Source organism: Leptolyngbya sp. AN02str, from assembly GCF_050565595.1.
Lineage (GTDB): Bacteria > Cyanobacteriota > Cyanobacteriia > Elainellales > Elainellaceae > Kaiparowitsia.
Genome location: NZ_JBNXVR010000030.1, coordinates 1 through 24,129, shown reverse-complemented (window position 1 = coordinate 24,129; position 24,129 = coordinate 1). Strand labels below are relative to the sequence as shown.

Genomic DNA, 24,129 nt, shown 5'->3' with positions numbered 1-24,129 from the left:
CTGCTCGAAGTTCGCATAAACCCCAATCCGCCACCCCTTGCCACCCAACCCCAGCCCTAACCCGGAGCGCAGATTGGCATTGAGCCATTAACCCCTTGCGGGGGGTCTGGGGGAGTCGAGTCCCCAGAAAGCGGGGGAATGGGGGGAAGTCCCCTGGAGCAGGGTTTTTCGCAACACACATGCCCTCCACATCAGCCCCACCACCATGACCCCCAAATTCAAAAACCCCGAAACCTGGCATCAGGCCGAACTGCTCATGCAGCCCATCTTCATCCGCCTGATCGACAACATTCGCAAAGCCCTCGACGAATCCACCTGGAAAGGCACCTACCGCGAAGAAACCATTTGGGACGAGCAAGTTCCTCCAGATGTACGCGAACAAGTCATGCAACTGCGGCAACAACTCGCCACCACCCCTCCCAAAGACGCCGAACCCATTGAAGAAGCCCTTGCTCGGCTTCCCCAACCCCTTCCCGCCTATTACCTGTGCCTAGAACAGGGCGATCGCACCGTTTCCGTAGATCTGTGGCAAGTCTGCTACCAAATCTGCTTCAAAAACTACCACCCCCTCCTCAACATCGCTGAAGACATTGATGTAGAAGTTGATACCAGCCTCATCGACGACATTGGCGAAGTTGACTGGCCCGCCCTGGATGCCAAAACCAAGCAAATCGTGGAGCAAATCTTTTCCAGCCTCACACTTTCGAGCTAAGATGCAGAACTCAAACAGGTAGATGCTAGCAGTCTGCATTTCAGGAAACTGCCTTAGCATTCGTCCTGCCAACACTAGAGTAAATTCAGTCAATGGTTCGTGTTGCCAGCAAACTTGAAGCAATTTTGTATTTGAAAGGCCAGCCCCTTCCAATGGCCAAACTAGTGGAATATTCCCGCTTTAGCCGCGATCAGGTTGAAGAAGGACTGATCGAACTGATGGCCGACTACGCCCATCGTGACAGCGCCCTCGAAATCGTAGAAACCCCCGATGGCTTTTGCCTGCAACTGCGCGAAGAATATCAAGACTTAATCCAAACATTAGTGCCCGTGGATTTAGGATTAGGTGCACTACGGTCTCTAGCGGCGATCGCCCTCAAAGGCCCACTCACCCTCACCTCCCTGGTCGATCTGCGCGGCTCTGGTGCTTACCAACATGTGCAGGAACTCGTCGAACTCGGCTTTGTCAAAAAGCGACGAAAAGCCGACAGCCGATCCTCCTGGCTACAAGTCACCGACAAGTTCTACCAATACTTCCAAGTTGACAAATTGCCCTCCATGCAAGAACTGGGTGCAACATCCGCACGGGCAGATCACGCCGAGCAAAACCCAGCCAGTGATGAAGATGTTGATGCAGACGAGTCGTGAATTAAATCAGACTCAAGCCAACGCTACGGAGATTGCTTCACAAACAGGGCAACCGTCGGATTCTCAAACGCCAGGCTATACCCCTGTGCAAGATCGACTTGCAGCGCAGCCCGCACCTCAGGAAAACGACCTAACACCACCTGCTCCGGCTGGTACTGGCGAAACACTCGCTGCAACTCCTCTGGAGTCAGATTGCCGGATACCAAGCGCTTACGAGAAAACACGGCAATCTCTGGCGGCACCTTGAGATCTGCATAGAATCCGTAAATTGGGTAATCGGTAAACAGCCACTCCGTATCGGCCTGCCGTGCTCGCACCTGCTCCAACATGGCAAAATGGTCGGTCGAATTGGCAATGAAGCGTTGATGATTGGCAACTTGCACAAACGTGAGCTTAATCGGAACTGCGACCAACGCCAAGATTAAACAGGCGGTTGCCAGTTTGATACCACGCGATTTTTGTGACCATTGGGTACGCCATTTGGGCGCGTTTTTTTGGAAGGAATATTGAGCCAGAACAAATGATGCACCGTAAGCCGCTAGCCAAATTAACGGCACACAAAAAAGTTGATAGTGATGATACCAGATCGGTTTATGGCGGACTAACAACAGTAACGCTGCCGACAACCACAACAGTGGGAAGCTCCGAAACCAAGTTTTTTGCCGCACTAGCCACACAATACCCACGATCGCCAGAAACCAATAATCGATATCGTTGAGTATCATATCGAGCAAGCGCAAGATACTATCCTGTATACCAAACACAGATTGGGTATCTGACTCGAAATGGAATGCGATCGTTTGTTGAATACTGGGCGCTTTGAGTAACGGCAGTGTGGCCAAAAAGACGATCACAATGGAGACCACCCAAATAAAGGGAGCCAATAAATCTTTGGTTTTCAGGGTGAACTGGGTGAGGCGATCGCTTTTGGACAGCAGCCAATACAGAACCAGGATAGGAGCCACAAACGCCAAGAAGATTTTGGTTTGTAATGCGATCGCAAACAGTACCGCAGAAAGCAACAACAACAGAAGTGAAGACGTTGTTTGATACAACAACACCAAATAAATCGCCAAAGTGGTAAGTGCCAACGCTGGCAGTCCAATCATGATCGACACACTCAGCCGCAAAAATTGGCTAGATGCCGTTAGCCATATCGCGCTCAGGATTGCCGGAATAGGCCCAACCGTCATTCGCACAAGCTGGCTGGTCGTCCACACCAGCAGCGTGGCAAAAAAGAGCGCCAGCAATCGAGCATTCACAATCGTATGCCCCACCCAATCCAACCATTGGGCCAAGAGCACCGTCAAAAATGGCGGATGATCGCTCCAAATTTCGCTGTAGAGTGCAAAACCCTTGGAATACAGACTGGCGCGAATTAACTCAATGCCTTCATCCGTATCAAATGCGAACACGTTGTCAATGGGCATGAACAACAGCACAAAGGCCGCAAATCCCACCGGAATCAACAGATTGAAGATGAGGAATGAGCGATCGCGCAAAGGAATAGCAAGGCGCACAGAACAGTCTCCGCAAACGGTGGCTTTAGCGAAACGAGCTTGGCAAAAGCTGCTTTTCTACTTTACACACGCCGTTGCAAATTCCAGCAATCAGCTTCCGGTAATCATGATGGGACTGACGCACGTTATCCGAAAAACCAGGGAGTTGAATGGTGAGAGAGTTGAATGCTTTTGGGGGCGCTAAGCGCCCCCAAAAGCATTCAACCGCGTAAGCCCTGTACGACAAAACCCGCGCATTGCGCGGGTTTTGCAGAGTAAAGTTCTTGCATGAATGTTGGGCGGCTAAGCCGTGCCAGCATTCAACCTTCCAAACTAGCGATCATGCAAGCGGTTCAGCAAGTTGACGGCGAATCGGTGAGTAAACCAATCACCCTATTTGCTGGCTACCGTCTCGTATCGTAGCTTCGTCCGCTTAAACTGCTCTGGTACATCAACAGGATAGCTGCCTGTAAAGCACGCCGAACAGAAGGTTTCGCGATCTTGCAGCGTTGCCTTCAACATGCCATCCCAGCTGAGATAGGCCAACGAATCCACTCCAATATGCTGCTGAATCTCATCTACCGACTTGGTGGCTGCAATCAGCTGATCCTGAGTATCGGTGTCGATGCCATAGAAGCACGGATGCGTCACCGGTGGCGACGAAATCCGCATATGCACCTCCAGCGCACCGGCATCTCGCAGCGCCTTCACAATTTTGCGGCTCGTTGTTCCTCGCACCAGCGAGTCATCAATGATGATGATGCGCTTTCCTTCCAGCACATCGCGCAGCGGATTTAGCTTCATGCGAATGCCTGATTCGCGCATGCTTTGGGTCGGTTGAATGAACGTACGGCCCACATAGCGGTTTTTGATCAAGCCTTCTGCAAAAGGAATGCCAGACTCTTGCGAAAAGCCAATCGCCGCAGGAATGCCACTATCAGGCACCCCCATCACCAAATCCACATCAATTGTGGACTCCATGGCCAACTGCCGTCCCAAGCGCAAACGGTAGCTGTACAGCGATTCCTCATTCATCAAGCTATCAGGACGCGCAAAGTAAATCATCTCAAAGATGCAGAGCTTGCGCGTTTCGTTGGCCCACTGAATTGATTGCAGTCCTTCATGGTCAATCCACACCAGTTCCCCTGGCTGCACATCGCGCACATAGTCCGCGCCAATAATGTCGAGTCCGCACGTCTCAGACGAAATCACATAGCGTGGGATACCGTTGCTGTGTTCGTCGTGCAGAATGCCAATCACCAACGGACGAATGCCGTTGGGGTCGCGCGTGGCCATCAACCCAATGGGCGTTGCGATCGCCAAACTAAAGGCTCCCGTACAGCGCTTGAAGGCGCTAATTGCACCATCCGTCCAGGTTTTACCCGAATCCACTTCCTGGGCGATCGCAAAAGCAATCATTTCCGAATCAGTCGTGGTTTGCAATTGCGCATTGGCCTTCAGCAATTCCTCTCGCAAGTTGCCAGTATTTACCAAGTTGCCATTGTGGGCCAAAGCCAGGGTTCCCAGGCGAGTCTCCACGACCGCAGGCTGAGCATTCACCACTTTGCTAGAGCCCGTTGTGGAATACCGGGTATGGCCCACAGCCAGTTCACCGGGCATGTCCTTCAAAATATGTTCGTTAAAGACCTGCGACACCAAACCCATTTCCTTGTGCAGGTGAACGCGAGTCTTCGTGGGATCGTCTGCATGGATGCCCTCAAATGTGGCGATTCCTGCCGATTCTTGGCCCCGGTGCTGAAGCGCAAAGAGACCAAAATAGGTGAGCTTTGCGACATCATCATCTGGAGCGTAAATCGCAAATACTCCGCAGGCTTCCTCAGGTTTATCGGGACGTTGAGCATCGCGCTCCTCGGCAGCATCCCAGGGAAACGAGCTTTCTTCAGAGGTCGGAATCATGAGTCTTTTGGCTCCATGTTGGACAGAGACAAGTCGGCAAAATGAACTGAACGGTAAGGTCGGGAACAACAAGCACCTTACCGGGTAGATGAACAAAAGCTGACCTCAGTAGGCGGGTCATCTTGTTTGAGACGAGAATTTGGCTGTGAATGGGGGATTCGTGAACGAGAACAAGAATTGAGAGCAGAATCGGCTGAGTGAACCAGGGAATGAATGAACGGATGGGCTCGCAAATGAGCGGGCTTTAGTCTGTATTAACGATTCCTTAATCATCCTATATCCAGGGTGGCAGCAAGTAGTGCCGAGAATCCATGGAATGTGAGTTGCAAAATCGATGTCAGATAGGGCCAAAACCACAATCGCTTTGGCCCACCACGCGACCATGCAATGGAAAAGGCTGGACTAGGCATCCATGCGACGGGCGATCGCACCCGACCACATTTTGGTTGCTTCTGATATCCTAACGTCGATGACTGGGGTACCGCCGGGGATAGAAACTCGCAACGCATCGGTGGATGAGCCAACCGAACCCAGCTGTTGCCAGCGATCGCCCAGTTGTTCCTGTAACCAGGTTTCCCATTCTGCCGTATGTTCGGGCGATACCGACACCACAATGCGCGCGCCTCCTTCCCCAAACAGCACCGTATCTAGCCGCGGACCGTCCACGCTGGGTAGGGTAATCTCTGCACCGCGATCGCCCGCAATGCAAGATTCTGCCAGCGCTACCGCCAAACCGCCTTCCGCACAATCGTGAGCCGACTTGACCCAGCCTTGGCGAATACCCTGCCGACAGGCTAACTGCACCCGTCGCTCCAGGTCAAAGTCCACAATGGGCGGCATACCCGCCACGGTGCTGTGTACCGAGGCCAAATATTCCGAGCCACCCAGAGTTAAAGCGTTGGAAGAGCCAAGTAAATAGATGCGATCGCCCTCGGCTTGCCAACCCTGACCCACCACTTGGGTGATATCTGGCACCAGTCCCACCATGCCCACCACCGGCGTGGGGTAAATGGGTTGGGGGGTTCCTTCAGAATCCAAGGTTTCGTTGTATAGCGACACGTTGCCACCCGTCACCGGCGTACTGAACTCGCCGCAGGCTTCCGCCAATCCTCGACAGGCTTCTGCCAGCTGCCAATAGCCAATCGGCTTTTCCGGACTGCCAAAATTCAAGTTATCCGTTACCGCAACAGGCTCTGCCCCAACGCAGCTCAGGTTGCGTGCGGCCTCTGCCACGGCCATCTTGGCGCCCTCGTAAGGATGCAGATACACATAGCGGGGGTTGCAGTCTACCGTCGCCGCAATGCCCGTCTGAAAGGAAGCAGGCGATACCGCGTCACCCGACTCAACCACTTGTGGCCGCACGCGAATCACGGCGGCATCTGCGCCACCGGGCAGCATCACCGTATTGTTCTGCACTTGATGGTCGTACTGCCGATACACCCAGCGTTTGGAGGCGATCGTCGGAGTATCCAACAGGTGGAGCAAAACCTCCGTCCAGGTTTTGCCAGCAATCCCAGTCGCATCACAAGTTGGCAGTTCCGCCTCGCTCCAGGACCAGGCTTTTTGGGCATAAGCAGGCGGCTCAGCCATCAGTTCGCGGTGGTAGATGGGCGTGTTGTCGGCCAGTGCGGTTGAAGGGACTTCAGCGGCGATCGCCCCCTGGTATAGAATCCGCACAATGGGTTCCGCGATCACGGTTCCGGCCACCACCGCTTGCAGACCCCATTTGTGAAAAATATCGATTAGCTCCTGCTCCCGTCCCTTGGCGGCGACGAACAGCATGCGCTCCTGCGACTCCGACAGCAGAAATTCGTACGGCACCATGCCCGTTTCCCGCACCGGAATCTTGTCCAGATCGAGCTCAATGCCCACACCGCCCTTGGCCGCCATCTCCGACGTGGAGCAGGTAATTCCCGCTGCGCCCATATCCTGCGCCGCCACAACCGCCCCGGTTTTGAAGGCTTCCAAACAGGCTTCAATTAACGATTTTTCCAGAAAAGGATCACCCACTTGAACGGCAGGGCGATCGTCCATCGATTCATCGCTGAGCTCAGCGCTGGCAAAGCTGGCTCCGCCCATGCCATCGCGTCCGGTCGTGGAACCCACATACAAGACCGGATTGCCCAAGCCATTGGCTCCCGATTTCACGATGTCAGGCGTTTCCATCAGCCCGATCGCCATTGCATTCACCAGGGGATTGCCGGAATAGGCAGGGTCGAAGTAAACCTCACCACCCACCGTAGGCACACCCACGCAGTTGCCATAGTGGGCAATGCCCGCCACCACCCCGCTAAACAGCCGACGGGTTTTCGCATCTTCCAAACTGCCAAAGCGTAGCGAGTTGAGCACGGCAATCGGTCGTGCACCCATGGTGAAAATGTCACGCAAAATGCCGCCCACACCCGTCGCCGCGCCCTGAAACGGCTCCACCGCCGACGGGTGGTTGTGAGATTCAATCTTGAAGGCAACATGCAGCCCATTGCCAAAGTCCACTACACCCGCGTTCTCGCCAGGGCCAACCAAAATGCGATCGCCCTCGGTAGGGAACTGGCGCAGCAGCGGACGCGAATTTTTGTAACAGCAGTGCTCCGACCACATTACACCGAACATGCCCAGTTCGGCTTTGTTAGGATGGCGTCCCAAACGGCGCACAATTTCTTCATATTCATCGGGTTTAATGCCCTCAGAAGCAATTTCTTCAGGTGAAAAAGGCGCGCCTTCTAGAGCAGAAGCCTCGGTCATGGTCGTGTTGGGAAAAAGAACATAGACAATTCTATCGGGCTTCCATCCCATGATGGGAGAATCATGGAAATTTAGAATGATTTAGGACTTACGCACTTCATCCGAAAAACTAGGGAGTTGAATGATGGTTGGAGCGCTGAGCACCCCAACCATCATTCAACTGCGTAAGTCCTGTGATTGATCGATTGTTCAAAACTCAACGATCGATCGATTACTCAGACTCGATGGACTCTGTATATCGTCGGTTGCAGTTCAGCCCTGTTCTCAGCAAGATGCGGCACACAATCCCCAGAAACACCGATCCAGAACGGCTCCGTCCAGCTCAGCCCATGGCCGCTTGAGCGTTTCACTCGTCACAATAGGCACTTCGGCTCATTTAGAACGGCGTTACTATAAAAGTAGGCATACTTGGGAGTGCGATCGCCCATGTTGGGTTTTCCGGCCTCTTCACACAGGTCAAAAGACCGCTATACTCCTAGAAAATGGATCTTAGATTACCTCTGTAGTAGCCGCGCCAGGCTAAATACCGACTATGACTTCCTACGCCACTTCTTCTGCCCGAGCCGATTTGAGCGAACTGCGGAGACTTAAGTCACTGCTGCCACCCGAGCTACGAAGCTGGGTCACCATTGAGGCAGCAACTTCAGCGAATCCTCCTATCATCACTTGCGAAGAGATCGGCAAAGATCAGGTTGAGGTGATGGTGGATCTGGTGAAGTGGGAAGCGCTAGCCCTCGACCAGCGGAATCTGCTGTTCTGGCACGAAATTGCCCGCATCCAAAACGACACCATTCCCCGAGATGGCTGGGAAATGGCTGCACTGGCCATCGGTTTGGGTGGTGCCGTTGGTGAACTGTGGGTACAGGATGGTCTGCTGTTGCTGTTAGCCCTGGCCCTGTGCGGTGTATCTGGCTGGCGCATCTTTAAAAAGAACAACGGCGAGAAAACCCTGAAAGAAGCGATCGAAGCCGATGAGAAGGCGATCGCCCTGGCCACCCGTTTTGGCTACACCCTGCCCAATGCCTACAAGAGCCTGGGCAGTGCTCTCAAAGTCTTGATCGAGCAATCTCCCAAAAAGAACCAGCGCAAGCGCTACGAATCCCGCTTGGATGCACTCAAGAAGAGTGCCGCCAAAGCCAAAGCTCGCGCAAAAGGCGCTCCCGCTTAATTTAGCTTGAAGGTTTCTTAAGTTTTACAGCCGCCTTTCGTTGGAACACTCCGCGAATGGCGGTTTGTCTTATTCCTATCTTCGCTCCATTGACCTTAGCCCGGTAATCGAACTCACCAATGAGCGGTTCGAGCATTTGTGTGAGTAAAATCCAGAGATAAAGCTGGAGCAGAGTGCAGCCGGAGAGTTAGTCGTTTTATCCCTCTCGGATGGGGAAACTAGTCGATGTAACGCAGAAATTACCGCTGATGTTGTGATCTGGAACGAAGGCACGAACTTAGGCGCTGTGTTTGATTCCTCGACGTGCTTTCGGTTACCGGGTGGAGGCACACGATCGCCCGATGTGGCCTGGATAGAGAGATCTCGATGGGAAGCCCTATCGGCGGATGAGCGGCGGCGATTTCCACCGATCTGCCCTGATTTTGTCCTAGAGCTTGCTTCCCCCTCAGACAACATCACCCTCATTCGCGCCAAAATGCAGGAATCGTTCGGCTAGGCTGGCTCATCCATCCAGACGCCCATCGGGTCGAAATTTACCGCCCAAGCCAAACGGTAGACGTGCTGCAAGCTCCAGAGCAGCTCTCAGGTGAATCCGTCCTGCCTGGGTTTGAGCTGCGCCTTGGGTGGCTGTGGCAAGCGAACTGAATCGCCAACCAACTTGGATGATCCCAGCATTTAGGTTTCAACCAGCAGAAAATCGCTGTAATCTGGTGTCTGTTTGAGACTTGATGTTTGGAGCCTGAGCGCATGTACACACGAGCTACGCAAGAACTCACCCACGCCGGAGCCATGGTGGTGCTACAGGGGGCGATCGCCAAAGCCGAAGAAATGGGCGTGCCCCAGTGCATTGCCATTGTAGATACGGGCGGCAATTTGTTGGCCTTTGTGCGGATGGATGGTGCCAAGGTACTGAGCCAGCTTTCAGCCACTAACAAAGCCGTGACCGCAGCTTCGTCTCGCGTGCCAACGGGCGGCGTAGATGCCGATGTGGAAGCCCGCTTGGCCTTTGCCACCGATGGCAAACTAACGAACCTCAAGGGAGGACTGCCCATTACCATTGGGGATCAGATCGTGGGTGCGATCGGTGTGGGTTCTGGAACTGGCGCACAGGATGTAGAAGTCGGCCAAGCCGGGATCGCGGCCCTGCACGCTGCGATCGCCGCAGGAGCTTGATATGACATCAGGTTTAGACTGGGCACTCACCAACACAACACTACCAGATCGCCCAGGACGGTGGTGCATTGGTCTAGCCAACGGGGCGATCGCCACCCTTCAGGAAGGCGATTGCCTGGAGGCCGAGCATGTTTGGGATGTGGGCGGTCGGCTGGTGGTTCCTGGCTTTATCGACGCACACACCCACCTTGACAAGGCGTTGACTGCCGATCGCGCTGGAGATGTGTTTGCCGATGGTAGCTTGGCCACAGCGATCCAAACCATTCGCACGCTCAAGCAAGGCTTCACCACCGAAGACCTCATCCAACGAGCAACCGAGGCTTTGCACTGGAGTCTGACCGCAGGCACGACGGTTGTCCGCACGAATGTAGAGGCCGATCCCTTCCTGGAACTGCGGGCTATCGAGGCATTGCAGCAGGTTCAGCAACACATGCGCGATCGCATCGAACTCCAGCTCATTGCCTTTCCCCAAGAAGGCTGGTTCAAAACTGAAAATAGCCTGGAACTGGGGGTTGCACCCTACATCGAGCAAGCCTTGCAAAAAGGTGTGGAGGTCATCGGCGGCAACATTAACCAAGGGCTGTGGCCATCCAGCCCTGAGGCGCAGGTGGATGAGTTGTTGAGTCTGGCGCAGCAATACGACTGCGATATTGACGTGCATCTCGACAACTGGGATGGGCCAGAGGCATTTACGCTGCCGTATCTAGCCCAAAAAACGATTGAGGCAGGATGGCAAGGCCGAGTCAATGTTGGCCACATTGCCTCATTGGCGCATGTCTCGGATACGGATGCGGATGCCGCGATCGCCCTTGTCAAGCAGGCTGGCATCAGCGTCACGGTATTGCCCACCCGCATGAAGTTAACTCGCGTTGTCGCGTTACTCGAAGCGGGCGTCAATGTCGTCTGCGCCACGGATAACCTGCGCGATCCCTTTGTGCGGCATGGCAAGGCCGATCCGCTGGCGGCGCTGCTGTTGCTTGCCCAAATTACGGGCTTTACGGGCGATCGTCAGCTCAACCAGCTTTGGCACACCATCACCACCCATCCTGCGCGCATGATGCGCCGAGCTAACTATGGCTTGGAGCCCGGCTGTCAGGCCGATCTGGTCGTGCTGGATGCCACCACCATCCCCGAAGCCATTTTGTATCAAGCCAACCGCTTGGCCGTCTTTAAGCAAGGCAAGTTACAACACACTCGGGTGGATGAATTGCGGCGCGCGATCGCCTACGCTTCGGCTTTGTGCCCCGTCAGCCAATAGGTGTACATTACGCCCTTACCCCGAATATCAATCGCGCCCCGAGCTTCAAACTCATACTGCGATTTCAGGCGTTCGTATACGGCCTCAGTTACTTGGATGCGCCCTGGTTCGCCCTGGGCCTCCATCCGGCTGGCCACGTTGACCGTATTGCCCCACAGGTCGTAATTAAACTTGCGCGTGCCAATCACCCCCGCAATCACCGGCCCCGTATGAATGCCCATCCGCAGCAAAATCGGTTGACCGTCTTGCAAAAAATATTGAGAGACCGTTTGCTGCAAATCCAACGCCATGTTGGCGATCGCCTCGGTGTGGTCAGGCATGGGATTGGGCACGCCCCCCACCACCATGTAGGCATCGCCAATGGTTTTAATTTTCTCTAGCCCGTATTGATCGGCCAGTTCATCAAAGGCCGAAAATACATTATTCAGCAGGCCAATTAATTCCGTTGCAGGAATTTGGGCTGAAAGGTGCGTGAAGTTTGCAATATCGGCAAACAGCACTGTGGCATTGGTAAAGCGATCGGCAATCGTTTTTTCGCCCCGTTTCAGGCGTTCGGCGATCGCCTGAGGCAACACATTCAGCAACAACCGCTCAGAGCGCAACCGCTGTAAGCGCAGTTCGGCTTCGGTTGTTTTGCGATCGGTAATGTCGCGCACGCTACCTTCGTAGCACAGCAGTTGACCTGCCTCATCCCTCACCACCCGCACATTTTCCGAGATCCAAATCATCGTGCCGTCTTTACGTCGCACCTGAGATTCAAATCCTTCCACCTCGGGAAAGCCCTTCAGGTACGCCATCAGTTCTTCCCAGCGGCGCGGCTGCACATAGAGCTGCTGCTTCACGCTGGTAAGGCCCTGCATTAGCGCTTCGGGCGACTCGTAGCCATACAGCTTCGCAAGGGCCGGATTCACACTCAGGTACTGTCCGGCCTCTGTTACTTGAAAGATGCCTTCGGCCGCATTTTCAAAAATGCTGCGGTATTTTTCTTCGGCTTTGCGCAGCTCGGCGGTGCGTTGCTCGACCCGCTGCTCTAGCTCTAACGCTTGCTGGCGCAACTTTTCTTCCGACTCTCGCAGGGCCGATTCGGCAGCTTTGCGATCGCTAATGTCATACAAGGTCGTGAGCAGGGTACTCTGCCCACCAAACTGCAAGGGATGCACCGAAGCCGACACCCAAAACGGTTGACCGTTGCTGCGTTTCACTTGCATTTCGTAATTATGGACAAAGCCTTGCTGCTGCACCTGCTGCTGAATGTATTGATAATCCGCAGGCTCTGCAAAAAAGTTACACAATGGTTGCCCCACAAGCACCGGAATCTCGATCCCCAAAAAAGATCCTGAGGCCGAGTTTGCATAGGCGATCGCCCCATTTGGCTGCTGCGTCAAGATCATGAGAATGGACGTAGATTCGGAAATTGCGCGAAACAGCTCCTCACTTTGGCGCATGGTTTCCACCGCCTGGGTGTAGAGCTGGTATTCCACCGTATCGCCATGTTCTGCCGTTGCCTTCAAAATCAGCTCAAGATCGGCCTTATCTCGCGACACCGTTTCCAAAATGTTTTGAAGCGTGGCTTGGGCCATTTGGCGTTCTGAAATCTCGGCACGCAGCTTTTGGTTTGCTTGATGGAGTTGCTCCTCCATCACGTCGCCATGCTCGGCTGTGGTGGTTAAGGCAATTTGCAGATCACTAATGATCTGCCGACACTCTTGCACCTCGCGCTGGAGGCGTTCAACTTCTGCAGTCAGCTGGCGATCGCGATCGCTTGTCTCATTTGCCATTGCCATGCTTTACGGATGCACCCTATTTAGAATGCACACTCCATCTATGCAAACTCTAGCGTGAGGCTGGGCATTAAACGTTGTAAATTTTTCAAAGATTTTGTCTGCCACAGGACTTGCTCCGACCCTTGCAAGATGAGCTGCAAATCTCCTTGCTCTCGTACCTTAACCACAAACATAGACAACATACTAATACCCGAGCTATTCAAAAATTCTAGCTCTCGTAAATTTAGGGTAAGAGTAGAAGCTTGAGCCGCCGCATCCAATAGCAACTCCATCACAGGTTGATACTCAGCCATCCCATCCAAGCGCAAAAAACCGCGAAACCAAACCGTCGAGTTTTCGGGCTCATGCCAAATTTGATAATCATCCGTCCCAATCTTCATGCTTCCAAAATCCTGCCACTTGCGGGGCTTACTGCATTCATCTTCTACATTCCTAAAGCGCTACAATCCAAACGCTTCAGGCTAAACGTCTAAATGGACAAGCACACTCACCTTATACACTTCGGGAGCTTCGCTGATTGGCTCAAACTGCCAGCCAAACTTGGCAGAATAATCATAAATCATGGTCAGCAACCCCATCGACGAATCGCCGGTGCCCATTGCTGTTTTTTCCAACTGCTGAGTATACAATTCATCAATTTCAGCATTGACGAGCTGTTGTACAAACTGTTGGTAGCGTTCAGCCGAGGCTGTGGTGGCATGATTAATGGACTGAAAGATCAACCGCTGCTGATATAAGTGCAGCGAAATACTAATGGGATGATTGATCGAATCATCGTTATATTTCACCGCATTTTCCAGCAGTTCGTTCGCAATAAAGCTTACCGCTGCTTTGACCGTATCTCGACGGTTAATTTTGCTATCGGGCAGTTCATCGCCTGGAAAAAAGGCCGCAAAATAGTCACCCAAAAAATCAGCCGATAGACCATAGTTATTCCACCGCTGTTTGCGAGGGGACGACGATGGCGAAAAATGCAAGGTTAAATATTCATTGCTCTCAGGAATAATATGGGGTGTTTCTCCATAAACCCGAATGGTGTGGTTGGAGCGCATAGGCTGGTTGGTTGGCATGGGCATGAATCGTGCAAGCGGTTGGACTGGGAACGCAATGGGTTTGAGACAACGTCGATCCAAGTGGTTTCAAGACGCTGTACGCCCACCCGTTAGAGTACCCCTAATCGGCAATCTGATTGCGGCCTCGCAACTTGGCTTGGTAGAGCAAGCGATCGGCTATCTCGAGAATGGTGTTGGGCGATCGCGTGAGATCTGGCATTTGACACGCCAACCCAATGCTAATGGTAAGTACAGGGCTAATGGGCGATCGCCCGTGAGGAATATGCAAGTTGGCCACTGCCTTCAAAACATCCTGGGCAATCGTTCTTGCCCCATCCAAAGGAGTGTTGGGCAAAATGATGGCAAACTCTTCGCCACCGTAGCGGGCCACCAAATCGCTAGGCCGCCGAACAGACTGGTTCAGCACCCGTGCCACCTCTCGCAGACAGTCATCGCCTTGTAAGTGACCATAGGTGTCATTGTATTGCTTGAAGTAATCGATATCACACAGCAAAACCGAGAGGGGCGATCGCTCTCGGGCTAGGTGTTGCCACTGCTGCCGCAGATAATCATCAAACCGTCGCCGATTCGCAATATGAGTCAATCCATCCGAGGTAGCCAGCAAATTGGCCTGATTCACCTTCTCTAGCCATTGCGCATCTAGCACGTCTCCATGCTCAGTAATCGTATGCAAAATGATTTCTAAATCATCCTTTTGTCGCGAAATCACGCGTACAATCGCCTCCAAAGCTGCTTCTGCACGCTTGCGTTCCAACACCTCGGCATGCAGCCGTTCATTGGTTTCTTGGAGTTGCGCTTCGACAACATCGCCATGCTCTGCCGTCGTCACAAGCGCCATCTGCAAATCTTGATTGGAGCGCTGTAACTGCGCAATCTCTCGTTGCAAACGCTCTACCTCAGCCAACAAGTAATTCACTTGCACCCCAGAGTGAAACTGTTCGGACATAACTGTTCATTTCTGCACAATACTGCTAGCACAAAAGGTTCCACTACTAGATCCACCCCGCTTGTTCCAAATTCTTGAAATCAGACATTCATAAATGGGTTGGGGTAGTTCGGTAATTTCGGTAACGCTGTTGGGCAGAGCGGATAAAACTTACGTCTCTCAACATCATTACTTTTTAAGAAGTACCCATAAATTTAGTGAATCAACCTTCGAGAGTCCAGCCCGTAGTGTTGATCACAGTTATGCCATAAAACCTAAATTAAACCACCCTATATCAAACAAGTTATCGCGCCATCTCAAGATATAAAAAATATAGAAATTCGTGCGCGATCGCACCCATCAGCTTGAGGTTTTTCGCTCGTATTTAGTGCAAAGATTCAGGATTCAGCCTTTTGAAAGGGAGGCATACTCTCGTATTTAAAGGTCAAGAGCAATCCACCTGACCCAATCACAGTCCAACTATTCTGACCTAGTTGAACCCTTGTGCGAAAGAAAGGCTGATGGAATTCATGATCATCATTCTTCCGCAAAAAATCGATTTTCAATCAGCAAATTACCGGATTGGCTTCATTCAATCCACATTGTTGATCAATCAATCTAGCGATCGCCCTAGCTCTATAAAAGAGCCGCACTATACCATTTGACCCCTATCTAACAAGGTCAATTCAGCACACCATTCGTAGCGATGCATGCGATCGCCACCAAACGAACTCTTTCCCTAAATATGATAGCGAGGAGTATCCTTTCCTGCAGTAAATTCAGTATTTATCTGTATACTTACCCAGGCGATCGTCATCCGGAACAATAGGGTTTTCAAAATCAAATTTTTTTCTTAAGCCTGTCACCAAATCTTGCGATCGCGCCATTCATCCATACCGAAGCTCCTATCCATCAGTCCGTACTTTCAATCTGAGTCAATCGTTATCAAACTGATCGATGAAATCCGCAATTTCCTATATCAAAACCAAAACCGATTCATCCAGATAGAGCAAGAACACCTTTTCGTCAGTCTTCTCCGTATAATGACAGGGAGATTGTGTAGCTTTCAGCCTTTCCTAATTGCGCATTTACCGGATTGTGCATCAATTGAATTGTGCATTCTATCCCTCCCACAATCGTCAAACATAAGCCACCATCTCCCATTCCACCCCTCATTTTTGACCCAAGTGTATGCCCCAGCAAGTGCCGTTACGTTTGCTGCTAGTTGTTCCGTTTGTGCTTCAGCTGTTGGGAACCGTTGGCTTGGTCAGTTACCTGGCATACCGCAATGGGCAACGAGCCGTCAACAACTTGGCATCTCAGCTCCGCGACGAGGTTACCGCTCGGGTTGAGCAACAGCTCACCAACTACATGAGCGTACCGTTTCTCATTAACCAGGTTGTCACGAACTCATTCACCCAGGGCAACATTAACGTCACCCAAATTGAAGATTCCACCATTCTTTGGCAGCAAGCAAGTACGTTTGCCACCACCAACCTGGTGTATTGCGGCCGCGAATCAGATGGAGCGTTTTTAGGCGTAGGGCGAGGCAACGACCGGGATATACGCATGCTGGAGGTGCAATTTAGCAACCCAGACACAAACGCTCGGTTTCATTACCACCCGTTGGATAGGCAAGGAAAACCAGGAGCCCTGGACCGTGTAGGCGATCGCCCGTACGATCCCCGAGTGCGTCCCTGGTATCAGGCCGCCAAAACCAGCGGCCAGCCCACCTGGAGCCAAATTTATCTGGATTTTGATGCCCTGGTTCCGGTCATTACCGCCAGCCAGCCAGCCTATGCCCCAAACGGACGACTACTCGGGGTATGCGCGACGGATTTTCTGCTCTCGGTTGAGCTCGATACCTTTTTGAGTAGCTTGCAAATTGGCCAATCTGGAGAAGTCTTTATCATTGAGCGAGACGGCACACTGGTAGCCAGTTCTACCTCAATTGAAGAAGATTTGCTCGTGGGCGATGGAGAAGATGTGCAGCGGTTAAAGATGACCGAAAGCAACAATGGCTTGGTGCGGGCAACTGGGCAGTTTTTGGCACAGTGGTTTGGCAACTTAGCCCACATTGACTCGGCCCGTCAGCTTAGCTTTACGCTCAAGGACTACACCCCGCTCAACATTTCAGACGATCGTCAATTTGTGCAAATCACGCCGTTTCAAGACACGCGCGGGCTCGATTGGCTGATTGTGATGGTGGTGCCCGAAGCGGATTTTATGAGCGAAATTCATGCCCAAAATCGCAATACCGCCTTGCTCAGTATTGCAGCCTTGACACTTGCTACCCTCGTTGGAATCTTGACGGCTCGTTGGATTTCGAACCCGGTTCTAAAGCTCAATGAGGCGGCCCAGTCAGTTGCGGATGCCGCCCGCGAACGGTTTACTCAGGGTCGGCTTGTTCAACCAGTTTCTATACAAGGGATTACTGAGCTAGAGGCCCTCTCACAGTCGTTTAACCAAATGGCAACCCAGCTTCAAGACTCATTTGCCGAGCTAGAGGCCGCCAATGTTGAGCTAGAAAACCGAGTAGAGCAGCGCACCCATCAGCTCAAAGAGGCAAACGACAAAATTACCAAGCTCAACCAACAACTCAAGGCCGACAATTTACGCATGAGCACCGAGTTGGATGTTGCTCACCACATGCAGCAGCTTATGCTGCCGCGATCGCAGGAGTTGGGCAATATTCCAGGGCTAGATATTGCAGGCTTTATGGAACCCGCCACGGAAATGGGGGGCGACTACTACGACATTATTCACAGTGGCGATCGCACAATTGTTGGCATTGGCGATGTGACAGGCCACGGCCTGGAAAGTAGCGTGCTCATGATCATGGTGCAGTCCGCCGTGCGGGCGCTCCTCGCCGAAGCCAACCTGCATCCGGTACAGTTCCTCAATGCTCTGAACCAAATGGTGTATGAAAATACCCAACGGCTCAGCCCGGGCAAAAATCTGACCTTTGCGATTGTGACGCTAGAGCGAGGCAAGCTATCCATCTGCGGTCAGCATGAAGAAGTTCTCATTGTGCGGGCCAATGGCACTGTTGAGCGCATTGATACAGTCGATTTGGGATATCCATTGGGCATTACTCCCAACATTTCTGAATGGATAGCCCAGACTCATGTCATGCTCTATCCGGGAGATGGGGCCGTACTGTACACCGATGGCATTACCGAAGCCGAAGGATGCGATCGCAAATTGTATGGTCTCGATCGCCTCATCAATGTGATTCAGCATCACTGGCACCAGCCCGCCAAAGAGGTGATTGATGCCGTGATTCACGACGTGCGATCGCACACCCATCACCAACCCATCCGAGATGATTTAACCCTGATTGTGCTGAAACAGGGCCACGAAGAATCCATGAGGTACGACCTTAAGGGAGAGAGAACCGAGCCGACACAACAGATTTAAAACGTTAGTCTCTTCCAATATCGGCCCGCGACCAATTCTACTCATGCCCCGACGGTACAAGATGAACTGGTCGGGCTCGCCGGCCCCAACCTCTGATCCTGATCCACACGGCTACACCCACCGGATTGACATTATGCTTCATGGCTTTTCTGAGGAGTGCCCAGGGCGCAACTCTCAAAGAAAAGTCCAGATTGCGTGTGAAATGCGCACGCAACCCTGAGGGCTTCGGCTGATCCAGGCCGAACGTTGATTAACCTGAATTTTGGATAAGCTGAAGTGCCCATTTTTGCGTGCGCGTTGCGCACGCAAAAATGGGCTTTTCTGAGGTTTTCGCGCCGCGAAAACCTCAGAAAAGCCCTTAACCGAAACTGACGTTTGATTAAGTCGCAAATTAGGCAAATAGGATTTTTTTAATAGGAAATTTTACCTAGGAGCAAAAGGGGGAATTCTGGGGTTGGGAAAGGGTTTCAGCGTTTGAACCTGCCATGAAACCGAGTGGTCTAATAGGCAAATACAGCTGAGAGCGCTCTAGGAATGCGTATTCGATCCCCCAATTCTGATAAACTTTGAGACTGGGACTCAGTCCGTAGAATGACGCAAAACCAGCAGTTGGAGGGCTTCTCAGGTGGAATCGACTCTTGGCTTAGAAATTATTGAGGTGGTTGAGCAAGCGGCGATCGCTTCTGCCCGCTTGATGGGAAAAGGCGATAAAAACGAAGCCGACCGTGTAGCAGTGGAAGCCATGCGTGAGCGCATGAACAAAATTCACATGCGTGGTCGTATCGTAATCGGTGAAGGCGAGCGTGACGATGCACCCATGCTTTACATCGGTGAAGAGGTGGGCATTTGCACCCTGCCTGATGCCAAAAGCTTCTGCAACCCCGACGAACTCATCGAAATTGACATTGCGGTTGACCCCTGCGAAGGGACCAATCTCTGCGCTTATGGACAGCCGGGTTCCATGGCAGTGCTGGCCATTTCCGAAAAAGGTGGCCTGTTCAACGCACCCGACTTTTACATGAAAAAGCTGGCTGCTCCTGCTGCCGCCAAAGGAAAAGTTGACATCCGCAAGAGCGCAACCGAAAACCTCAAGATCCTGGCCGAGTGCCTCGATCGCGCCATGGATGAGTTGGTGGTTGTGGTCATGAAGCGCGATCGCCACGATGACCTCATCAAAGAAATTCGTGAGGTGGGCGCTCGGGTGCGCCTCATTACCGATGGTGACGTGTCGGCAGCCATCTCCTGCGCCTTCTCCGGTACCAATACCCACGCCCTCATGGGTATTGGGGCAGCACCTGAAGGAGTGATTTCCGCCGCCGCCATGAAGTGCCTAGGCGGCCACTTCCAGGGTCAACTGGTGTACGACCCCGCTGTGGTCAAAACCAAAGAATGGGCCAACATGACCAAAGAGGGTAATCTGGCTCGTCTCAGCGAAATGGGCATCACCGATCCAGACAAAGTCTACGAAACCGAAGAACTCGCATCGGGCAAAACCGTGCTGTTTGCAGCTTGCGGCATTACCCCCGGCGTGTTGATGGAAGGCGTACGCTTCTTTGGTGGTGGCGCTCGTACTCAAAGCTTGGTTATCTCCACTCAGTCCAAGACGGTTCGGTTCGTCGATACCATCCACATGGTTGACCAGCCCAAGTCTTTACAGCTGAAGTAAGATTCCACCTCAGTCAATTTCCAAAGCCCAGAGCTTCAATTGAAGCTCTGGGCTTTTTTCCTGTCTCCTACTCCCAAAATCACACCATCCAAGAGCCCCAAACAAGCATGACATGAAGCGATCGCACCATACAAACCCCAAGTCTCCATCCATGCAAAACAAAACGTGGCCTCCCCATCAAAGAGAAGACCACAAAATTGAAAAGGATAATTGGGAATAAGAAATTAAAATCTAGTAGGTTTCTACATGCCAGCGTTCCTTAATCGTACGCTGGTAATCCTTCCACACAACCCCTTCCTTGCCAGCTGCCGCCGCCATTGCCGCATCAATGCCGTCTTCCATCCCCTTCAAACCGCAGATGTAAACGTGGGTTTTCTCCTGCTTCACCAGGTTCCACAGCTCATCGGCATGCTCAGCAACCCGGTGCTGAATATACATCCGACCACCCTCAGCATTCTGCTGCTCACGGCTAATCGCATAAGTTAAGCGGAAGTTGTCAGAATACTTGCCCTGCATCGCTTCCAACTCTTCCTTGTACAGAATGTTGGGCGTAACAGGAATGCCGAAGATGAGCCAGGCCAAACCCTTGAACTCATAGTCATTGATTGCCCGCTCTTCATCCTTGAACATGCGCCACAAAAACGCACGGAATGGAGCAATCCCTGTTCCAGTAGCCATCATAATAATGTTTGCTTCTGGATCGTCCGGCAACAGCATTTCCTTGCCAACCGGGCCAGTGATTTTCACATCTGCACCGGGCTCCAAGTTGCACAGGTAGGTAGAACACACACCAAACACTTGCTCACCCGATTCAGGATGTTTATATTCCAGTTGGCGCACACACAACGACACCGTCTTATCGTCTAGCTTATCGCCATGGCGAGTCGACGCGATTGAATATAGACGCAATTTGTGAGGCTTGCCTTTTGCATCCATCCCCTCGGGAATGATTCCAATACTCTGACCTTCGAGATAGCGCAAGTCACCACCCGAAAGATCAAACGTAATATGGTTAACGATTCCAATCCCGTCTTCCCCAACCAACTTCTCATTTGAGATGCACTTACCCACAAATGGAGCATTAGGTCGATAAAGATTGACCGGAATATCTGACTTTGCCTTCTCTTTTGACTGAGTCATGGGCTTGCTCTTTTTCTCTGAAGTTGTGGACTGAGATTCAGAGACTGAGGCGACTTTGCCGTTTGCGACTTCGCTTGCTCCCGAAATTCCATCCGCAGTTGCCGGCCGGATGCTGACAATCCTGCCACCCATGCGGGTAATTCGCTGCATTTCCTGATTCATCCGCGAATACGGCACCGTGATAAACACGCTGCCGCTGCGCCGAATCGGATAACCCATTTTGTCGGTTTCTTGGCTTTGGCGTAGTCCTTCAACCTCATAGATAAAAAGACGACTACCAGACAACGAGTTGGCAGAACCGCCCGCCGCGCTTGGATTGTACATTGCTAATCGATTCTCTCTTAAAACCACTACACCTAAAATACAAGGCAGAGACCCAGGAATAAACCACAAGAAAATATCTGGGAATCTTGTCCCGGCTTGTAATAGAGTAGCACTGCAAAGTCAGCCTCAGTCAGTCGAAAACAAGGTCAAGGCAAATCCTTAACCCAATGTCCCTTCACCATAAAATGCAGCTCACATTGCAGAATGTTAACCCTGCATCATTTTCACAGGATTTTCAGATTCAGATCAGGCCATTCCCCCATCTTTAGCGTGAAATTTGGAACTTCGCCAGCAGAGCAGCAAAATGCCTTGTGAGTTCGAACACCACTCTGATAGGATGGGCTTATTGGATAGTATTAAATACCTAGACAAATTCTACTGATAGGAAATTTGCCTAGTGCCTTTTTGCAGCGCAATTTTTCAGCCTGTGCGCAGCAGATTTATTAATCATTGCAGGGGTGATCAGATGTCTTGTATTCTGATTGCAGCTCATAACTGCATGATTGCTTTTTCATAGGATGGCTAAGCCAAACGTTTAGTCAAACCTGTGTTTTTGCCGCGCTATGTAAGGCGGATTCATAACTGTTGTTAACTTCGGTAGCTTAGAGGATAATCATGACCAGTCAGCCAGACCGTGTAGTTCTAATCGGGGTTGCAGGAGACTCCGGATGTGGAAAGTCAACCTTCCTTCGTCGCCTGGCGGATCTGTTTGGAGAAGAGATGATGACGGTCATCTGCCTCGATGACTACCACTCTTTGGATCGCAAACAGCGCAAAGAGCATGGCGTGACTGCGCTTAACCCCGCAGCCAATAACTTTGATTTGATGTACGAGCAAATCAAAGCCCTCAAGGAAGGCAACTCCATCGAGAAGCCAATCTACAATCACGAAACTGGGATGATCGATCCTCCTGAAACGATCCATCCTAATCGCATCGTTGTGATTGAAGGTTTGCACCCGATGTATGACGAGCGGGTGCGCAGCCTGCTCGACTTCAGCGTCTACCTCGACATTGATGATGAGGTGAAGATTGCGTGGAAGATTCAGCGTGACATGGCTGAGCGGGGTCACACCTACGACGACGTAATGGCAGCAATCAACTCCCGTCGTCCTGACTTCATGGCCTACATCGATCCTCAAAAAGAGCATGCCGATGTGGTTATCCAAATTCTGCCAACTCGCTTGATTAAGGATGACACAGAGCGCAAAGTGCTGCGGGTGCGCTTGATCCAGAAGGATGGCGTGGAAGGATTTGAGCCTGTCTATCTCTTTGACGAGGGTTCTACCATTGACTGGATTCCTTGCGGTCGCAAGCTGACTTGCTCTTATCCTGGCATTCGCTTGTTCTATGGCCCCGATGCTTACTACAACCACAGTGTGTCGGTTTTGGAAGTAGACGGTCAGTTCGATCGGTTGGAAGAGTTAATTTATATCGAAAGCCACCTCAGCAATACTTCGGCGAAGTACCACGGGGAAATGACCGAGCTGTTGTTGAAGCATAAGGACTATCCCGGTTCGGCCAATGGTAGCGGACTCTTCCAGGTATTGGTTGGTTTGAAGATGCGTGCGGTTTACGAGCGCTTAGTTAGCGAGTCGGCTTCTTTGGCCGCTAAGGCTGCTGTGAACTAGCACGCGCAATTTGTGAGGTTGTTGATTTGTTTTGTGAATTCCCAGGTTTGGCCTGGGAATTTCTTTTTGGGGCATTTGCTGTTTGGTGTTGTGATGCGTTGTGCAGGTGAGTCGGGAGGAACCATTTTGGACATTGCAGAAAAATTGTGGCGAGCAAATCAGGATGTGGCGATCGCTTGTCTGCAACATCCATTTGTTCAAGGCATTGGCAATGGAACATTAGCCAAATCAAAGTTTGCCTACTATGTTGGGCAAGATGCGTTTTTTTTGGAAGCCTTTGCTCGAGCGTATAGCATTGCCGCCGCAAAAACGCCCGACCCCGAAGGCTTTAGAGTCTTATACGAGCTGACGGGTGGCGTCCTGCAAGAGCTGAATTTGCATCAAAGCTATGCAGCGCAGTGGAGTGTTAATCTTCCATTGGTTGATCCTGGAGTTGCAACTCGGCAGTACACTGATTTTTTGTCAGCGACAGCCTGGAGCCAGGAGGTAGGAGTGACGGTTGCGGCTATGTTACCCTGCATGAAGTTGTACCGCTTTTTGGGCGTGGAATTATCGAAGGACGGCTTGTTTGACCATGCCTATGGAGACTGGATTCGTACCTATAGCAGCGATGAGTTTGAACCCTTGGTACAGCAATTGGAGAGCTTAGCTAACCGCTATACCAGTCTGACTCCTTTGGTTAAGGAAACATACCGCTATGCCATAGAGTGTGAGCTGGCCTTTTTTGAAGGAGCTTGGACCATTTAACGAGTTAGCTCGTTAGCCCTTGGGTTTGAAACCTAGCGGGGTGTGAGCGTATTTGGGGATAGTTGAGGTGGAGAAGGGACTGAGTTCCTTTTTCCAACGTGAATTATGGATAAGCTGAAGTGCCCCTTTTTGCTTGCACAACACGCACGCAAAAAGGGGCTTTTCTGAGGTTTTTTCCAACCTCAGTTATGGTTAAGCCGCAGGAGACAAAGCCCAATCTAATCTCAGAGCAGGCTTCTTCGGCTGGTGGCAATAGGCAATCAGCCCACACAGGATGTTGGCGAAGCAATTGACCGGACTGCGGT

Annotated in this window: 19 protein-coding genes and 1 pseudogene; 11 read left to right on the top strand and 9 right to left on the bottom strand. The window is 51.8% G+C overall.

Annotated features, from left to right (window positions below):
* Positions 1-205: 205 nt before the first annotated feature.
* Both ACQ4M4_RS19845 and scpB read left to right on the top strand, forming a co-directional pair.
* A complete protein-coding gene (locus ACQ4M4_RS19845) occupies positions 206-712 on the top strand; it encodes a hypothetical protein (protein ID WP_430686191.1) in 507 nt (168 codons plus the stop codon).
* Between the two features lie 92 nt (positions 713-804).
* Positions 805-1,359 carry an SMC-Scp complex subunit ScpB gene (gene scpB / locus ACQ4M4_RS19840; RefSeq protein ID WP_430686190.1) on the top strand — a complete coding sequence of 185 codons (555 nt, stop codon included), beginning with the start codon at positions 805-807 and terminating at the stop codon, positions 1,357-1,359.
* 23 nt (positions 1,360-1,382) lie between these two features.
* Here the strand turns inward: scpB and ACQ4M4_RS19835 are convergent, their stop codons facing one another.
* From ACQ4M4_RS19835 to purL, 3 genes are all read right to left on the bottom strand, one after another.
* On the bottom strand, positions 1,383-2,879 hold the full coding sequence (locus tag ACQ4M4_RS19835) for an ArnT family glycosyltransferase (RefSeq protein ID WP_430686189.1): 1,497 nt from the start codon (positions 2,877-2,879) through the stop codon (positions 1,383-1,385).
* A 372-nt stretch (positions 2,880-3,251) separates the two neighbouring features.
* Positions 3,252-4,775: an amidophosphoribosyltransferase gene (purF, locus tag ACQ4M4_RS19830; protein ID WP_430686188.1), complete on the bottom strand. Its 1,524-nt coding sequence runs from the start codon at positions 4,773-4,775 to the stop codon at positions 3,252-3,254.
* A gap of 402 nt (positions 4,776-5,177) precedes the next feature.
* Positions 5,178-7,517, bottom strand: a complete 2,340-nt coding sequence (purL, locus tag ACQ4M4_RS19825) for a phosphoribosylformylglycinamidine synthase subunit PurL (protein WP_430686187.1) — start codon at positions 7,515-7,517, stop codon at positions 5,178-5,180.
* Positions 7,518-8,049: 532 nt separating this feature from the next.
* On the opposite strand from purL, the gene ACQ4M4_RS19820 reads away from it, so the two are divergent.
* The 5 genes from ACQ4M4_RS19820 to ACQ4M4_RS19800 all read left to right on the top strand — a co-directional run bounded on the left by ACQ4M4_RS19820 (position 8,050) and on the right by ACQ4M4_RS19800 (position 11,116).
* Positions 8,050-8,685, top strand: coding sequence for a DUF3318 domain-containing protein (locus ACQ4M4_RS19820; protein ID WP_430686186.1), 636 nt, complete (start codon positions 8,050-8,052; stop codon positions 8,683-8,685).
* A 157-nt stretch (positions 8,686-8,842) separates the two neighbouring features.
* Positions 8,843-9,181, top strand: coding sequence for a Uma2 family endonuclease (locus ACQ4M4_RS19815; RefSeq protein ID WP_430686231.1), 339 nt, complete (start codon positions 8,843-8,845; stop codon positions 9,179-9,181).
* Positions 9,169-9,330, top strand: coding sequence for a Uma2 family endonuclease (locus ACQ4M4_RS19810; RefSeq protein ID WP_430686230.1), 162 nt, complete (start codon positions 9,169-9,171; stop codon positions 9,328-9,330). Before ACQ4M4_RS19815 ends, ACQ4M4_RS19810 begins: the two co-directional genes overlap by 13 nt.
* Positions 9,331-9,432: 102 nt before the next feature.
* Positions 9,433-9,858: a GlcG/HbpS family heme-binding protein gene (locus ACQ4M4_RS19805; protein ID WP_430686185.1), complete on the top strand. Its 426-nt coding sequence runs from the start codon at positions 9,433-9,435 to the stop codon at positions 9,856-9,858.
* 1 nt (position 9,859) lies between these two features.
* Positions 9,860-11,116 carry an amidohydrolase family protein gene (locus tag ACQ4M4_RS19800; RefSeq protein WP_430686184.1) on the top strand — a complete coding sequence of 419 codons (1,257 nt, stop codon included), beginning with the start codon at positions 9,860-9,862 and terminating at the stop codon, positions 11,114-11,116.
* On the opposite strand, the gene ACQ4M4_RS19795 is transcribed toward ACQ4M4_RS19800, so the two are convergent.
* From ACQ4M4_RS19795 to ACQ4M4_RS19780, 4 genes are all read right to left on the bottom strand, one after another.
* The gene (locus ACQ4M4_RS19795; RefSeq protein ID WP_430686183.1) at positions 11,083-12,894 is read right to left on the bottom strand and encodes an adenylate/guanylate cyclase domain-containing protein; all 1,812 of its coding nucleotides are present in this window, start codon (positions 12,892-12,894) and stop codon (positions 11,083-11,085) included. The genes ACQ4M4_RS19800 and ACQ4M4_RS19795 overlap by 34 nt on opposite strands.
* Positions 12,895-12,938: 44 nt before the next feature.
* On the bottom strand, positions 12,939-13,280 hold the full coding sequence (locus ACQ4M4_RS19790; RefSeq protein WP_430686182.1) for a slr1659 superfamily regulator: 342 nt from the start codon (positions 13,278-13,280) through the stop codon (positions 12,939-12,941).
* 81 nt (positions 13,281-13,361) lie between these two features.
* On the bottom strand, positions 13,362-13,970 hold the full coding sequence (locus tag ACQ4M4_RS19785; RefSeq protein ID WP_430686181.1) for a DUF6272 family protein: 609 nt from the start codon (positions 13,968-13,970) through the stop codon (positions 13,362-13,364).
* Between the two features lie 103 nt (positions 13,971-14,073).
* On the bottom strand, positions 14,074-14,919 hold the full coding sequence (locus ACQ4M4_RS19780; RefSeq protein ID WP_430686180.1) for a diguanylate cyclase domain-containing protein: 846 nt from the start codon (positions 14,917-14,919) through the stop codon (positions 14,074-14,076).
* A gap of 1,170 nt (positions 14,920-16,089) precedes the next feature.
* Here ACQ4M4_RS19780 and ACQ4M4_RS19775 point away from each other — a divergent pair.
* Positions 16,090-18,318, top strand: coding sequence for a SpoIIE family protein phosphatase (locus ACQ4M4_RS19775; RefSeq protein WP_430686179.1), 2,229 nt, complete (start codon positions 16,090-16,092; stop codon positions 18,316-18,318).
* Positions 18,319-18,943: 625 nt separating this feature from the next.
* Complete coding sequence (glpX, locus tag ACQ4M4_RS19770) at positions 18,944-19,984, top strand: class II fructose-bisphosphatase (RefSeq protein WP_430686178.1); 1,041 nt, start codon at positions 18,944-18,946, stop codon at positions 19,982-19,984.
* A 231-nt stretch (positions 19,985-20,215) separates the two neighbouring features.
* Here the strand turns inward: glpX and petH are convergent, their stop codons facing one another.
* Complete coding sequence (gene petH / locus ACQ4M4_RS19765; protein WP_430686177.1) at positions 20,216-21,448, bottom strand: ferredoxin--NADP reductase; 1,233 nt, start codon at positions 21,446-21,448, stop codon at positions 20,216-20,218.
* A 615-nt stretch (positions 21,449-22,063) separates the two neighbouring features.
* Between petH and ACQ4M4_RS19760 the strand changes: the two genes are divergently transcribed.
* Both ACQ4M4_RS19760 and ACQ4M4_RS19755 read left to right on the top strand, forming a co-directional pair.
* Positions 22,064-23,077 carry a phosphoribulokinase gene (locus ACQ4M4_RS19760; RefSeq protein WP_430686176.1) on the top strand — a complete coding sequence of 338 codons (1,014 nt, stop codon included), beginning with the start codon at positions 22,064-22,066 and terminating at the stop codon, positions 23,075-23,077.
* 33 nt (positions 23,078-23,110) lie between these two features.
* Complete coding sequence (locus tag ACQ4M4_RS19755) at positions 23,111-23,824, top strand: TenA family protein (RefSeq protein ID WP_430686175.1); 714 nt, start codon at positions 23,111-23,113, stop codon at positions 23,822-23,824.
* A gap of 192 nt (positions 23,825-24,016) precedes the next feature.
* Here the strand turns inward: ACQ4M4_RS19755 and ACQ4M4_RS19750 are convergent.
* Positions 24,017-24,129: pseudogene (locus ACQ4M4_RS19750) on the bottom strand (IS982 family transposase); the annotation flags it as partial.